Source organism: Microvirga sp. P4_A5 (genome assembly GCF_056402495.1).
Map to the genome: position 1 here is coordinate 1 of NZ_JBFUHH010000040.1, position 14,027 is coordinate 14,027.

13 protein-coding genes are annotated in these 14,027 nt (G+C 64.8%); 8 read left to right on the top strand and 5 right to left on the bottom strand.

Features of this window, described 5'->3' with window-relative positions:
• The coding region (ku, locus tag AC1DVM_RS12380) for a non-homologous end joining protein Ku (protein ID WP_477254737.1) at window positions 1-779 on the bottom strand (779 nt) is incomplete at its 3' end.
• A gap of 135 nt (window positions 780-914) precedes the next feature.
• On the opposite strand from ku, the gene ligD reads away from it, so the two are divergent.
• Window positions 915-3,623, top strand: coding sequence for a DNA ligase D (ligD, locus tag AC1DVM_RS12385; RefSeq protein WP_477254738.1), 2,709 nt, complete (start codon window positions 915-917; stop codon window positions 3,621-3,623).
• Complete coding sequence (locus AC1DVM_RS12390; protein ID WP_477254739.1) at window positions 3,620-4,705, top strand: ATP-dependent DNA ligase; 1,086 nt, start codon at window positions 3,620-3,622, stop codon at window positions 4,703-4,705. The genes ligD and AC1DVM_RS12390 overlap by 4 nt, the downstream gene beginning before the upstream one ends.
• Before the next feature lie 15 nt (window positions 4,706-4,720).
• Here AC1DVM_RS12390 and AC1DVM_RS12395 read toward each other — a convergent pair whose 3' ends face one another.
• Together AC1DVM_RS12395 and AC1DVM_RS12400 are read right to left on the bottom strand one after the other, a co-directional pair.
• On the bottom strand, window positions 4,721-5,878 hold the full coding sequence (locus tag AC1DVM_RS12395; protein WP_477254740.1) for an iron-containing alcohol dehydrogenase: 1,158 nt from the start codon (window positions 5,876-5,878) through the stop codon (window positions 4,721-4,723).
• A gap of 72 nt (window positions 5,879-5,950) precedes the next feature.
• Window positions 5,951-6,772: a universal stress protein gene (locus AC1DVM_RS12400; RefSeq protein ID WP_477254741.1), complete on the bottom strand. Its 822-nt coding sequence runs from the start codon at window positions 6,770-6,772 to the stop codon at window positions 5,951-5,953.
• Window positions 6,773-6,978: 206 nt separating this feature from the next.
• Here AC1DVM_RS12400 and AC1DVM_RS12405 point away from each other — a divergent pair, with 206 nt between their 5' ends.
• Complete coding sequence (locus AC1DVM_RS12405) at window positions 6,979-9,714, top strand: cation-translocating P-type ATPase (RefSeq protein ID WP_477254742.1); 2,736 nt, start codon at window positions 6,979-6,981, stop codon at window positions 9,712-9,714.
• Here AC1DVM_RS12405 and AC1DVM_RS12410 read toward each other — a convergent pair.
• Window positions 9,687-10,256 carry a Spy/CpxP family protein refolding chaperone gene (locus tag AC1DVM_RS12410; RefSeq protein ID WP_477254743.1) on the bottom strand — a complete coding sequence of 190 codons (570 nt, stop codon included), beginning with the start codon at window positions 10,254-10,256 and terminating at the stop codon, window positions 9,687-9,689. The genes AC1DVM_RS12405 and AC1DVM_RS12410 overlap by 28 nt on opposite strands.
• A gap of 123 nt (window positions 10,257-10,379) precedes the next feature.
• Between AC1DVM_RS12410 and AC1DVM_RS12415 the strand changes: the two genes are divergently transcribed.
• Together AC1DVM_RS12415 and AC1DVM_RS12420 are read left to right on the top strand one after the other, a co-directional pair.
• A complete protein-coding gene (locus AC1DVM_RS12415; RefSeq protein ID WP_477254744.1) occupies window positions 10,380-10,592 on the top strand; it encodes a hypothetical protein in 213 nt (70 codons plus the stop codon).
• A 158-nt stretch (window positions 10,593-10,750) separates the two neighbouring features.
• Complete coding sequence (locus AC1DVM_RS12420) at window positions 10,751-11,278, top strand: universal stress protein (protein WP_477254745.1); 528 nt, start codon at window positions 10,751-10,753, stop codon at window positions 11,276-11,278.
• A gap of 18 nt (window positions 11,279-11,296) precedes the next feature.
• Here AC1DVM_RS12420 and AC1DVM_RS12425 read toward each other — a convergent pair whose 3' ends face one another.
• Window positions 11,297-11,713, bottom strand: a complete 417-nt coding sequence (locus AC1DVM_RS12425; RefSeq protein WP_477254746.1) for a host attachment family protein — start codon at window positions 11,711-11,713, stop codon at window positions 11,297-11,299.
• A 264-nt stretch (window positions 11,714-11,977) separates the two neighbouring features.
• On the opposite strand from AC1DVM_RS12425, the gene AC1DVM_RS12430 reads away from it, so the two are divergent.
• The 3 genes from AC1DVM_RS12430 to AC1DVM_RS12440 all read left to right on the top strand — a co-directional run bounded on the left by AC1DVM_RS12430 (window position 11,978) and on the right by AC1DVM_RS12440 (window position 13,990).
• Entirely contained in the window at window positions 11,978-12,667 is a 690-nt protein-coding gene (locus AC1DVM_RS12430) for a phosphoribosyltransferase (RefSeq protein ID WP_477254747.1), read from the top strand.
• Window positions 12,668-12,771: 104 nt separating this feature from the next.
• The gene (locus AC1DVM_RS12435; protein WP_477254748.1) at window positions 12,772-13,254 is read left to right on the top strand and encodes an NUDIX hydrolase; all 483 of its coding nucleotides are present in this window, start codon (window positions 12,772-12,774) and stop codon (window positions 13,252-13,254) included.
• Between the two features lie 118 nt (window positions 13,255-13,372).
• A complete protein-coding gene (locus AC1DVM_RS12440; protein WP_477254749.1) occupies window positions 13,373-13,990 on the top strand; it encodes a dienelactone hydrolase family protein in 618 nt (205 codons plus the stop codon).
• The last annotated feature ends 37 nt before the right edge of the window (window positions 13,991-14,027 follow it).

Here is a 14,027-nt window from a genome sequence, read left to right on the forward strand (position 1 = left end):
GCGATGCTCTTCTTCAACGCATCCATGATGCTGACCACGTTGCTGGGGCGCTCCGCCTCGGCCTTCTTCCGTGGCGGTGCCTTGCCGCCGCTTTTTTTCTTCGCCGCGATGATGTCCTTCAGGGCTTTCTGCACCGGATCACGGACCATCGCGGGGTCCCAATCCTGCGTCCTCTCCTCGATGAGCTTCGTCACGAGAGACTTGAGGCCCGGCTCGATCTTCTCGTCCTTGATTTCGGCAAAATACTGATCCTCGTCCCGAACCTCATCGCCGTAGCGCAGGGTCCACAGCACAATGCCGTTGTCGCGCGGCTCCAGCATCACCGCCCGTTCGCGCCGATAGAGAACGACCCGTGAAATGCCCACCATGCCGGTCGCCTTCATGGCCTCGCGAATGACCGAATAGGCCTCCTCGGCGACCGGATCGGCGGGCGTCAGGTAATGCGGCTTGTCGTACCAGATCCATTCGATGGAATCGCGCGGCACGAACATGTCGATTTCGATCGTCCGCGTGCTTTCGAGCTTCACCGCATCGAGCTCATCGTCCTCCAGGACCACGTAGGCGTCGTCGCCGGTCTGATAGCCCTTGACCTCGTCCTCGCGCTCCACGGCTTCGCCTGAAACCGCATCCACATAGCGACTCTCGATCCGGTTGCCGGTCTTGCGATTGAGGGTGTGGAACCGGACCTTCTCGTTGTCCGAGACCGCCGGCGTCATCGCGACGGCGCAGGTGACGAACGAGAGTTTCAGGTAGCCTTTCCAGAATGTCCTCGGTGCCATGGGAATGCCTTGAGCTTGGCTGCGCGACAGCGGATCAACCACCGGGCAGCCCCATCGTTCCTGAGAACCAAAGCGCGACCTTGAGCGTTACCGCACGCCACTCGCGTGAAGTGAGCGACAAGACGGTGATCCATCGTGGCGCAAGACAGCAAGCTTTCGAAATACCGGGCGAAGCGGGATTTCACCAAGACCGCCGAACCGAGCGGCGAGGGTGGAACGGCGCACGGCAAGCGACGCCGGTTCGTGATTCAGAAGCATGCGGCGACCCGCCTGCATTACGACCTCCGCCTGGAGCTCGATGGCGTCTTCAAATCCTGGGCCGTGACGCGGGGGCCGTCTCTCGATCCGGCGGACAAGCGCCTTGCCGTCGAGGTGGAGGATCATCCGCTCGATTACGGCGATTTCGAAGGCACGATCCCGAAGGGGCAATATGGCGGCGGGACCGTGATGCTCTGGGACCGGGGCTATTGGGAGCCTGAGGGCGATCTCTCTCCCGAAGAAGCGCTGGCCGAGGGTGACCTGAAATTCACCCTCGATGGCGAGCGGCTGCACGGCAGCTGGGTTCTCGTGCGCATGAAGACCGACCGCACGGGCGGCAAGCGGACCAATTGGCTCCTGATCAAACATCGCGACGAATTCAGCCGCGAGGGCAAAGGCGACGCCATTCTGGCCCAGGACAAATCGATTGCCTCCGGCCGCACGATGGAGGCCATCACCGCCGGAAAGGGACGGGGGCCCAAACCCTTCATGGCAGCCGAGAAGGCGGATGCTGAGCCGGATGCGGTCTGGKACAGCAGCCGGGGCAGCGCCGCCGACGCCCGCAAGCAGGCAAAATCGCCCGCTTCTGCCTTGAAGAAGACGAAGGACGGGTCGTCGCGCCGATCCTCGATCATCCTCCCCGATTTCGTCCCGCCGCAGCTTTGCGAGTCCGTCGAGCGTCCGCCGGCGGGTGCGGGCTGGGGACACGAGATCAAGTTCGACGGCTATCGCGTCCAGCTCCGGGTCGCAGGCGGAAAGGCAACGCTCAAGACCCGGAAGGGACTCGATTGGACCGACAAGTTCGGGGCGATCGCCCGCGAGGGAGCCTTGATGCCCGATTGCATCCTCGACGGCGAGATCGTGGCGCTCGACAGCAACGGCGCACCGGATTTCGCGGCGCTGCAGGCGGCCTTGTCCGAGCAGGAAACCGACAACCTCATCTTCTACGCCTTCGACCTGCTGTTGACGGGCGATGCGGATCTGCGCTCGAAGAAGCTCATCGAGCGCAAGGCTGAATTGGAAACCCTTCTCGATGCGCGAGGCGTGGGCAAGGACACCCTCATTCGCTTCGTCGAACATTTCGAGACCGGCGGCGACGCCGTGCTGAGATCGGCGTGCCGCCTGTCGCTGGAAGGCATCATCTCCAAGCGCCTCGACGCGCCGTACCGATCCGGCCGCACGAAAAGCTGGACCAAGGCCAAGTGCCGGGTCGGGCACGAAGTGGTGATCGGCGCCTGGACCACGACGAACGGTAAATTTCGATCCCTGTTGGTGGGCGTCCATCGGGGCGACCATTTCGTCTATCTCGGCCGAGTCGGAACGGGGTACAGCGAAGCCAAGGTGAGGCAATTGCTGCCGCGCCTGAAGGCGGTCGAAACCGACAAATCCCCCTTTACGGGAATCGGCGCGCCCCGGAAGGATGCCAGCATCCACTGGGTCAAACCCGAACTCGTCGCCGAGATCGAATTCGCCGGTTGGACCGGTGCCGGCATGGTCCGGCAGGGAGCGTTCAAGGGTCTGCGTGAGGACAAGCCGGCCGAGGAGGTGGAGGCGGAGAAACCCGCGCCTCCGGAAAAGACCGCCGTGCCGATGCCCAAACCCGCCGGCGGCAAGACCGCAGCAGCCAACACCGCAGCCGCGAGCGGCAGGGCGAAAGCGGGCAAGGGCGCCAAGCCCGTCGTCATGGGCGTGGTCCTGTCGAGTCCCGACAAGGAGCTCTGGCCCGATGGCGGTGACGGGAAACCCGTCACCAAGCTGGACCTCGCGCGCTATTACGAAGCGGTCGGGCCTTGGATGATCGCGCATATCGAAGGCCGGCCCTGTTCGATCATCCGAGCGCCCGATGGCTTGGGAGGCGAGCAGTTCTTCCAGCGACACGCCATGCCCGGCACCTCGAACCTTCTGGAATTGGTCACCGTCTTCGGCGACCGCAAACCTTACCTGCAGATCGACCGCGTCGAGGGACTGGCGGCGGTCGCGCAAGTCTCCGCGCTCGAGCTTCATCCCTGGAACTGCCAGCCGAAACAGCCGGAGATTCCCGGGCGCCTCGTGTTCGATCTCGATCCCGCCCCCGACGTTGCTTTTTCAGCGGTCGTCGAAGCCGCGAAGGAAATGCGCGACCGGCTCGAACAGGTCGGCCTGGTCAGCTTCTGCAAGACCACCGGCGGCAAGGGCCTGCATGTGGTAACGCCGCTCGCGGCTTCCAAGAAAAGCAAGCTGACCTGGGCCCAAGCGAAATCCTTCGCGCGGGAAATCTGCGCATTGATGGCGCGTGACAATTCCGACCGATACCTCGTCAACATGTCGAAGAAGCTTCGCGAGGGGCGGATCTTTCTCGATTACCTGCGCAACGACCGGATGGCGACCGCCGTCGCGCCGCTGTCGCCTCGCGCCCGCCCCGGCGCAACCGTTTCGATGCCGCTCGTCTGGTCCCAGGTGAAAGCCGATCTCGATCCGACGCGCTACACGATCCGCACCGTCCCCGGGCTGATCGGGAAGAGCAAGGCATGGGTCGAGTATTGCGATAGCGAACGCTCTCTCGAAGAGGCGATCAAGCGTCTCGGAAAGGCGAGGTTGGCCGCGTGAGCAGCGACAGCACCACGGCGCCGCGGTCGCGAAATACCGCCGCTCCGACACAAGCCAAATCCGCGTTCGCGATCCCGCTGGACACCCCGCCGATGGAAGCGAAGTCGGCCGAAGCCCTGCCGGAGGCGGGCGGCCCCTGGCAATACGAGCCCAAATGGGACGGCTTTCGTTGCCTTGCCTTCAAGGCGGGCGATCAGGTGGAACTGAGGGCGAAATCCGGCAAGCCTCTCGGGCGCTATTTTCCCGAAGTCGTCGCGCTCCTGCGGGATCTCGACAGTCCCGATTTCGTCGTCGACGGCGAATTGGTGATCGAGATCGAAGGGCATCTCGCGTTCGACGCCCTTCAGATGAGACTTCATCCGGCCGAGAGCCGCATCCGGAAGCTCGCGGCGGAAACACCTGCGAGGCTCATCCTGTTCGACATGCTTGTCGCTCCTGGCGGCGAAAGCCTGATGGGCGAAAAGCTGGCGGATCGTCGCCGGGCCCTCGACACCTTCATGAAGAAGGCCGGAAGAGCGAACCATCTCGTCCTGTCACCTGCGACGACGGACCGGAAGAAGGCGGCGAAATGGCTCGGCGCGGCGGGCCATGGGGAGACCGACGGCGTGGTCGCAAAGCGCCTCGACGGCCCGTATGCGCCGGGCGAGCGAACGATGATCAAGGTCAAGCGGCTTCGCACCGCCGATTGCGTCATCGGCGGGTTTCGCTATGAGAGCCGCTCGCGCCAGGTCGGTTCGCTGTTGCTGGGTCTCTACGACGATCTGGGCAAGTTGAACCACGTGGGTTTCACCTCCACCATCGCGAATGAAGAACGCGCGGCATTGACCAAGCGACTCGAAGCCTTGCGGGAGGAACCGGGCTTTACCGGCAAAGCGCCGGGTGGCCCAAGTCGGTGGAGTACCGAGCGCAGCGGCGAATGGGAGCCGCTGCGGCCTGAGCTGGTCGTCGAAGTGCGCTACGACCACGTGACCGGCGACCGGTTCCGGCATGGCACCAAGCTCATGCGCTGGCGTCCCGACAAGGACCCACGCCAATGCACGTGCGAGCAGATCGAGCCGCCGCTGGCCGATGTCACGGTGTAGGCAGGCGCGGTCGCTTCAATACGCGGATTCGTAGATCGCCAGCGCGTCATCATAGGTGACGTCGCGCGGATTGTTCGCCAGCAGCCGCTGGACGTTCATGGCATCCCGCGCGAGCATCGGCAGGTCGTCTCGTCCCACACCCACGTCGCGAAGCCTCTGGGGATAGGGCATGTCCGCGACGAGCGACCGAAGCGCGGCGACGAAGGCGTCCGCCCCGTCGGAGGCGTCGCGGAAGCGCTCTCCTTCTGGAAAGAGGGCTTCGGCCAATTGTGAATACGGGCGATCCGCAATCGGTCGATTGAATGCGATCACCGGCAGCAGCACCAGCGAATTGCTCAGGCCGTGCGGAACGCCGAAGTGCCCGCCCAATGGGTAGGCGAGGGCGTGAACCGCGCCGACGGGCGCATTTGCAAACGCCATACCGGCAAGCAGCGAACCTTGCAGCATCGCCGTTCTGGCATTCTCGTCCGCGCCGTTCGCCACGGCGTTTCGGATATTGCCGAAGAGAAGCTGAAGCGCCTTCAGCGCCAGCGCGTCGGAGACGGGATTTTTTTTCAACCTGCTGGTGAACGCCTCGATCGCATGCACCATCGCGTCGATGCCCGTCATGGCGGTGACCGCTGGCGGAAGGCCGAGTGTCAGGCGGCCATCGAGCAGGGCCAGATCGGGGTAGAGCAGGGGCGACACCACCCCCTTCTTCTCGTGTGTGGGCGTTGTCACGATCGCGATCGGGGTCACCTCCGATCCGGTCCCGGCGGTGGTCGGAACCTGGATCAGCTTCTGCCGCGGGCCGCGCGCCAGGCCGATCCCGTAGATCGATTCGATATCCTGCGGCGCGCCACCAAGCAGCGCCACGAGTTTCGCGGTGTCGAGCGACGAGCCTCCTCCGATACCCATCACGCCGTCCGTGCCCGCCGCCCGCGCCGCTGCAACGGCCGCCAGAACGGTGTCCTGCGGTGGGTCGGGCAGGACGTCCGAAAACAACACCGCGTCGATGCCCGTTGCCGCCAACGCCGCGAGGATGGGTTGCAGCACGCCGGCTTTCAGCAGGCCTGCATCCGTCACCACGAAAACCCGCCGCATTCCGAGGTCCCGGGCCATCTCCCCGAGGCGCGCGCTTCCGCCGGCCTGGCAAACGATGCGGGGCGTCGTCTCGAACACAAAATCGCTCATGGCATCTCCGGCTGGTGGTTCGCGGGAGTTTACGCGGGAAGAACCGTGGAACACCAGAGAGGCGGCGATCTCCTAATGCGACATCAGCACCGGGACGGTCATCGAGTGCAGGATCTCGCGGGTCGTGCCGCCCAGCACGAGTTCGCGCATCCGGGAATGCCCGTAGCCGCCCATCACGATGAGGTCGGCGCCGACATCGGCGGCGTCCGACAACAGCATGGGCGTCACCTCCCTCGCACTGCCGGGCAGGCTCTTCGGCACGGCGGTGATTCCGTGACGCCCGAGATGGCGTGCCAGGGCGGCGCCCGATACCAGCTTGTCCTCAGCACTGCGATCGGCCGAGGTGACGATGTGCACCTCCGACGCCAAGGCGAGGAGGGGGAGCGAATCCGCGACCGCGCGCGCGGCCGTCGCACCGCCATCCCAGGCGATGAGGACGCACTTCAGTTTCGGGATTTTGTGGATGTACGGAATGATGATCACGGGACGCCCGGACCCGAACAGGGTGGCTTCCAGGATGTCTCCGGTGCCGACGCCCGCGGGATCGGATTGTTGCAGGATGGTTGCGTCGAAACAGCGGGCGAGCCGCGATAGTGCATCGGCCCCTCGGCCGGGGGCCGCCTCGAATTTCAGCGTCTCGGCGGTGACGCCTTCGAGACGAGCCGTTTCGGAAAAGCCGCGAAGGACGCCGTCCGCGCTGCGATCGGCTTCTTCCCACAACTGGCGAACCAACGCCTTCGGGACGGTACTCTCCAGGTTCACCGGAAAATGCGGCTCGACCACGGCCGCGGCTGCCGTCAAATGGGCCCCGCACGCGCCGGACAGCCAGCGCGCGTAGCGGCCGGCCGCCTCCGTGCCGTCTCCAACCAGAACCAACATRTCCTTCAAGGACATGCTCCCCTCCCACTACCATCAGGACCCGCGAAATTCGGCGTCGTCCGGCGAACAGGTTGTCAGATGTCGGGCCGCAGGACTTTGACCTTTCGCAAAGGGGAAAAAGTCGGGTCGCGCATCGCGAGAATTTGGTTGCGCAGGCGGCGCAGGATTTCAACGCCGCGCCGGCTGTGCAAGTCTGTGGTGGAGTGGCCTGGATAACCGGCATGCAGAATGACGTCCCGCTTGTCCCGCCGAACCCACGGCCTTACTCCGGACGTCACGCGAGGCGCGCATTGCCTTGGCACGCGCTCGCCGCCGCGGATGTATTCCAGGAGCTGGATTCCAGCGAAAACGGACTCAGCGTCAGCGAGGCGGCGGCCCGTCTTCTGGCGGATGGACCCAACGTTCTTCCCGAACCTCCAGGGCGTACAATCCTCTGGGTCGTGCTGGATCAGTTGAAAAGCCCGCTCATCTACCTCCTTGTCGCGGCGGCGGTCGTGTCGGTCGCTCTTGCAGAGTGGGACGACGCGGTGTTCATCGTCCTCGTCCTTGCCATCAACACGACCATCGGCGCGGTGCAGGAATGGCGCGCGCAGGAGCACACGGCGGCGTTGCGGTCGGTCATCCGGACCACGGCTCGGGTGTTGCGAGACGGCATCCTGCGGAGCCTGGACGGTGCAGCGCTCGTGGTCGGCGACATCGTTCACCTCGAGGCCGGCAATCGCGTGCCGGCGGATGTCCGCCTCATCCGCGCGGCGGAAATCGAGGCCGACGAATCGTCGATGACCGGCGAGTCCCTGCCTGTCGAGAAGGACGCGAACGCGCCCGGCGACGTGTCCACCGTTCTCGCGGATCGCAAGACCATGCTGTTTGCCGGCACCGTCGTTCAGCGCGGTCATTGCGTCGCGTTGGTGGTGGGGACCGGGAGCGGGACCGAGATCGGTCGGCTCGCCCAAACGCTCGTGAGCCCCAGCGCCGTTCCGCCCTTGACGCGGCGCCTCGAGCGGCTCACCCGGTTGCTCGGCATCGCCGCCCTGGTGATGGTGGCGGCCGTTGTGGCGCTGCGGCTCGTCGGCGGCGCGCCGCTTCGAGACACCTTTTTCCTGGCGACCGCCCTCGCGGTGTCGATCATCCCCGAGGGGCTCCCCGTCGCGGTGACCGTGGCCTTGTCGATTGCGACGCGCAGGATGGCGCGCCGGAACGTCATCATCCGGTCCCTACCCGCCGTGGAGGGGCTGGGCGCATGCACCGTCATCGCCACCGACAAGACCGGCACCCTGACCCTCAATCGCCTGACCGCCAAACGGCTCTGGCTTCCCGGCCACGGGGTCGTGGATGTGGCGGGCGAGGGCTTCGACGTTGCGGGCGGTTTTTCGCTCGCCAGCGACCCGGCCTCGGAAAGTGCTCTCGCGGCCATCCGTACGCTGGGCCTGACGTCCGCGCTCTGCAACGATGCCAGTTTCGAACCGGACCTCGGCGAGCAAAGCGCCACCGGCGATATGGTCGATATCGCCTTCCTGGTGCTGGCCGCCAAGGCGGGGATCGACGTGAGGGAGTTGCGACGGCTTTCCTTGCGCGTGAGCGAGATACCGTTCTCGGCCGAACGCAAATTCGCGGCGACGCGGAATCGTCACGGCGATGGCGACCATCTCCATGTCAAAGGCGCCGCCGAGGTGGTCATTCCTTTGTGCCTTGGAGATGTGCAAACAGAGGCTGTCAATGTCGCGAACGAGATGGCGACGGCAGGATATCGCGTCCTTGCCATCGCGACGAAGCGCTTCCACCGATCTGATAGCGAGCCCTTGGCCGAAATCCTGTCGGAGGGTCTCCGTGATCTCGACTTTCTCGGATTGGTGGGATTCATGGATCCCCTGCGACCCGAGGCGAAGGAAGCCGTGTCGCTTTGCCGGCGCGCGGGCGTCGCGGTCAAGATGGTCACGGGCGACCACGCGGCAACGGCGCTGACGATCGCGCGGCAACTCGGCATCGCCGAGACGCCCGACGATGTCGTCACAGGCTACGAGCTCGCGTCATTCCCCGGCGACGGCCCGGAAGTGGCGGCCCTGGTCCACCGCGCATCGGTCTTCGCCCGGGTGGAACCGTCGCAGAAAGTCCAGATCGTGGAGGCGCTGCAGGCCGGTGGCGATGTGGTGGCTGTGACGGGAGACGGGGTGAACGACGCGCCCGCCCTCCATCGCGCCGATCTCGGTGTCGCCATGGGGCTCGGCGGGACCGACGTCGCGCGAGATGCGGCGGACCTCGTCCTCACCGACGACAACTTCGCCTCCGTGGTGGCGGGGATCGAGGAAGGGCGCGCGGCCTATGCCAATATCCGCAAGGTCGTATACCTCCTGATCAGCACGGGGGTGGCCGAGGTCGTGGTGTTTCTCCTCGCTCTCCTGACCGGCCTGCCCGTACCTCTCACAGCCATCCAGCTGCTCTGGCTGAACCTCGTGACCAACGGCGGACAGGATGTGGCGCTGGCTTTCGAACATCGCGAGCCGGGGCTGCTCGATCGCCCTCCGAGGGGCGCGAACGAACCGATTTTCGACCGTTTGATGATGCGCGAAACCGCGATATCGGGCGCCTATATGGGCTTGGTCGCCTATGCGGTGTTCGCAATCGCGCTCGCGCAAGGTCTCGACGAATTCGACGCTCGCAACGTGCTGCTCTTCCTGATGGTGGCGTTCGAGAACGTCCACGTGTTCAATTGTCGCTCGGAGAGTGTCTCGGCATTCAGAGTTCCCCTCAGCAAGAACTGGCCGTTGCTCGCCGCCGTCGTCGCCGCCCAATCCGTCCACGTGGCGGCGGCATTCATCCCCGGCATCAGGGACGTGCTGCGGGTGGCGCCGATCTCCTTTGAACTCTGGCTGTTGCTGTTTCCGATCGCCGGCTCGGTTCTCCTCGTCATGGAAGTCGACAAGGCGCTTCGTCAGCGGTCGCTGTCGCGATCCCGCTGAGAACCGAACCAGCGTTCCATCATGTCCCGCATGGGGCCGGCCATGCCCCTCGGTCCCATTCCCATCATCAGCATCGGCAGACGCCGTTTCTGCGCCTCGTCGAGGCTGGTATAGAGGGGACCGGCGGCATCCGAGAGCTTGCGAAGGGCCTCGACGCCTTCGTCCATCCGGTCGACCATGGTCTTGAGCATGCCCATCGGGTCGTCCCGCATCCTGCGGTGTTCGTCCGGCATCGTCTGCATGTGTGAGACGTGAAGCCTTGCAAATGCGCGCAGTGCCTCCTCGACCGGCGGCCAGAGCTTTTCCTGCTCGGCGGACAGCCTCAGCCCGGCATGGAGCGCCGCGATTCTCGCATCCACGAAAGCGGCGGCGTCGTCGGGCGAGAGGCGGCCCATCATTCCCATGCGGGCACCCCCCATCAGGTGCTCCATCATGCCGCCCAGCCCGTCGCCGCGAGGACCCATGTCCCAAGGCTCGGTCGCCATGGCGGGAGGGAGGAGAAGACCGGCAGCCAGGAAGGTTGCGGCGAGGATGCGTTTCATCTCTGCGTCTCCGGCGAAATCCGTCGGCGATCTGGTCACAGGGTTTTCGATGGCGCATTGCGGAAGATCAAATTCGGACCGCTGCAGGCTACTAGACTTGCCATTGCGCGCGCGAGGTCAGTCATGAACCCGTCGAAACCACGTCACCCCGAGACCAAGCCCAACCCGGCGGATCCGCTCTCGAACCCTTCGTCGCTGCCCGATCACACGGGTGGAGATCTTCCTTTGCCGGAAGGCGATGACGCGCCGGAAAGGGAGGGTGAAATCGCGCCGCCGCCGGGCAGGCCCGAACCCAACCACCCGCTCGGCCCCCGCGACATCGTGGACAAGAGGTGAGGGTAATTCCGGCCGCAAAGTGAGTGGGTGAACCGGTCGGTCTTTGACAAATCTCATCGCCGGATCCCGCGGCGAGGCGCTTCCTTCTGCAAGTGAGGCAAGCGGCGAATATCCCAGTCTCGCGTCATTTCGCCCAAGGCCCAGCGCAGGAGGGTTCGATGAAGCGCATCCTTGCACCGACAGACGGTTCGTCCCATTCACGCAAGGCGCTGGCCTTCGCGGCCGACCTCGCCAAGCGTTACGATGCCGAGCTGCTGGTCGCGCATGTGACGAACGAGACCAGGATCACCGACGACGACCGGCGACTTGTGGAAACCGAATACGCGTCGGAGATCGGGGCGGCCCTGAAGCGTGCGGAGGCGCAAGTGGCCGACTCGGTGGTCGGCCTGCCGATTGCCACGCAATTCGAATACGAGGCGACGGCAACCTCGGTGGGGAGAGTCCTGGGCGAACAATTGCTAAAATCCGCCGAGGATTATCTGCGTGAACAGGGTGCGACACGGGTCCACACCGTTCTGGTCCATGGCGATCCGGCCAAAACGCTCCTGTCCATTGCCGATGAGGACAATATCGATCTCATCGTCATCGCGAGCCGCGGCCACGGCGAAATCCAGGCGCTCCTATTGGGGAGCGTCTCCAACAAGGTGGCCCACATGGCGCATTGCCCGGTCCTGCTGGTGAGGTAATGCGGGTGGCGTTGAGCGTCAGGTCGCATGCACCAGATGACGCTCGATTTCGTAGACGGGGATCTTGGTCAGATCCTTGTTGAACTCGGCCAGGATCCGCTGCTTCACCGGCTCGGAAAAACGGTTGCGAAGCTCGGCGAGGGTGCGCGGGGGAGCCGCGACCACGATGTGTTTCACGGTGCCGTCTGCGCAGATCGCATTGACCGCCTCGGCCACCTCCGCGGCGAATTTTTGCTCTGCCATCGCGTGCCAATCGGATTGCTCGACCGAACTGCGCTGGTCGAGCCCGAACACGCGGCCAGGCTTGTCCGTTCCCTGTTGCTGCGAGGGCGGATTGTCAGGGGCGTTGAGCACCCGCTCGACCTGCAGGTTGGGATAGAGCTCGTCTCCCTTGTTTTTCAGGAACAGCGCCTTCCTGCCGTCGCCGACCAACACGAGACTGTCGTGAGGGATTTTCAGGGCTTTGTTCACGGTGATCCTCCTGTTGCAACCGCGCGGAGACCGCGCCGAAAACACATCAGGTAAGGGCCGTTCGCCAGCTAGCGCCGGCTTGCGGCGTCTTGGCAGTAGCAAAGGCGGTTGGCCCAAACAGCACATTGATCCTCGTCAATAAAGCTTCGGGCTGGAAAAGGTATTTTGACCTGCGCCTGTCAACATCCGCGCCGACAGGCGCCATCGGTCCGTCCCCGGGGAAGTGCCATGCACCAATTCGAAGACCGCGCGAGCGCCGGGCGCCTGCTCGCGGCTCAGTTCGTCGGGATGAACGTTCCCCAGCCGGTCGTTTTGGCGCTGCCGCGAGGCGGCGTTCCGGTCGGCTTCGAAATTGCCAAAGCCCTCAATGCGCCGCTCGATCTCGTCATGGTACGAAAGATCGGGTTGCCGTCCCAGCCGGAACTGGCCGCGGCCGCGATCGTCGACGGCGAGCGCGCCGATCTGGTGCTCAACGACGAGGTCATTCGTTTCTCCGGCTTGAGTCGCGAAGACGTGGACATGCTGGCGAGCCGCGAACTGGCCGAAATCGAACGTCGCCGGAATCTCTATCTGTCAGGCCGCGCGCCCGTTCCGGTGGCCGGGCGGACGGTGATCGTGGTGGATGACGGCGTCGCCACGGGGACAACGATGAGGGCCGTGCTGAAAGCGCTCGCCCGGCGCGGGGCCAACAAGATCATGCTCGCGGTCCCGGTCGCCCCCGCCGACGAAATCGTGGCGTTGCRGGCGCTCGTCGATGACGTCGTCTGCCTGCTCCTGCCAGAAACGTTTTTTGGCATCGGAGAATTCTATCGCGATTTCCATCAGCTCAGCGACAGAGAGGTCATCGCGTTGCTCAAGGCGCCGACCGAGACGCCGAATGCGCCGGCGGGGCCAGCCGTCACCCCCCGTCGCGATTGAGGTCCGGCCGTCGGCATCGAGGTTACGATTGATCGCGGCATGTCGATCGCGCGCGCCCGATCTGATACGTAATCGAAAGCGCATGGAAATCGAAGAGGCGGGCCGTGGCGGTGAAAAGCGCGGGGATTGTCCTCTATCGTCACACGGGCGCGGAACTCCTCGTTCTCCTCGTGCATCCGGGCGGGCCGTTCTGGAAGAACAAGGACCTCGGCGCGTGGTCGATCCCGAAAGGCGAATACGGGCCGGACGACGACCCCGCATCGGTGGCCTTACGCGAATTCGAAGAGGAACTAGGGACCCGACTGAGCGGGCCCATGCGGGCGCTTGGAACCATCGTGCAGCGCAGCGGCAAGGCGGTTACCGCCTTTGCGATGCAGGGCGAACTCGATACGAGCGCCATCCACAGCAATACCTTCACGATCGAATGGCCACCGCGAAGCGGAAAGATGCAGGCCTTTCCTGAAATCGACCGTGCGGAATGGTTCTCCCTTTCCTCAGCACGCGAAAAGCTTCTGCCCAGCCAATGCGAACTTCTCGACCGGCTCGTCGCGCTCGTCGAGGGCGGGCTGCCGGGATGCGGCTGCTGAGTTCCAAACCGCGACACGTTGCATTGACGATAATCAACATGCGTAGCTGGCTGGGCTGTAAGCTGCCTCCATGGTTGGGTCCTACCGCACACGAGATATTCTTGTCGGGACTTCCCGATTGCCCGGCTCGCTGACGGTCTCGCCGTCCAGCCGTGGGCTGATCGTCTTCGCACATGGCAGCGGATCGAGCCGTCTCAGTCCGAGAAACACGCTCGTGGCCACGCGGCTGAACCGGGAAGGATTCGCGACGCTCCTCTTCGATCTTCTCACCGAGCGGGAAGCGCAGGATCGTCGGAACGTGTTCGATATCCCGCTGCTGGGAGGACGTGTCGTCGATGCCGTCCAATGGCTGAAAAGCCGGCCTGATCTCGCTTCGCTTCCGATCGGGCTTTTCGGAGCAAGCACCGGCGCGGCGGCCGCTCTCGTCGCGGCGGCGGCCGCGCCCGAACACGTGATGGCCGTGGTATCGCGCGGCGGGCGCCCGGATCTCGCAGACGATGCGCTGCCGGAGGTTCGCGCGCCGACGCTTTTGATCGTCGGCGGGGCCGATATCGAAGTCCTGGCGCTGAACCGGGGCGCGCAGGCCCGGATGCGGTGCCCCACGCGGCTGACGATCGTCCCGGGCGCGTCGCATCTCTTCGGGGAGCCGGGAGCCCTGGAGGCGGTCGTCCTCGCTGGCGCCGACTGGTTCCTCCAGCATCTCGCGCCGGTCGGCCCCGAGGCGGCGCGCGCCTGATGCGACAGCCGCGCATCCGCGCCATTGATTTTTATCA

Bases quoted from the DNA above. Each gene is read 5' to 3' on its own strand.
- AC1DVM_RS12420 (WP_477254745.1), top strand. From the start codon at position 10,751: ATGAAGCGCATCCTTGCACCGACAGACGGTTCGTCCCATTCACGCAAG.
- AC1DVM_RS12395 (WP_477254740.1), bottom strand. From the start codon at position 5,878: ATGAGCGATTTTGTGTTCGAGACGACGCCCCGCATCGTTTGCCAGGCC.
- AC1DVM_RS12410 (WP_477254743.1), bottom strand. From the start codon at position 10,256: ATGAAACGCATCCTCGCCGCAACCTTCCTGGCTGCCGGTCTTCTCCTC.
- AC1DVM_RS12405 (WP_477254742.1), top strand. From the start codon at position 6,979: ATGCAGAATGACGTCCCGCTTGTCCCGCCGAACCCACGGCCTTACTCC.
- AC1DVM_RS12415 (WP_477254744.1), top strand. From the start codon at position 10,380: ATGAACCCGTCGAAACCACGTCACCCCGAGACCAAGCCCAACCCGGCG.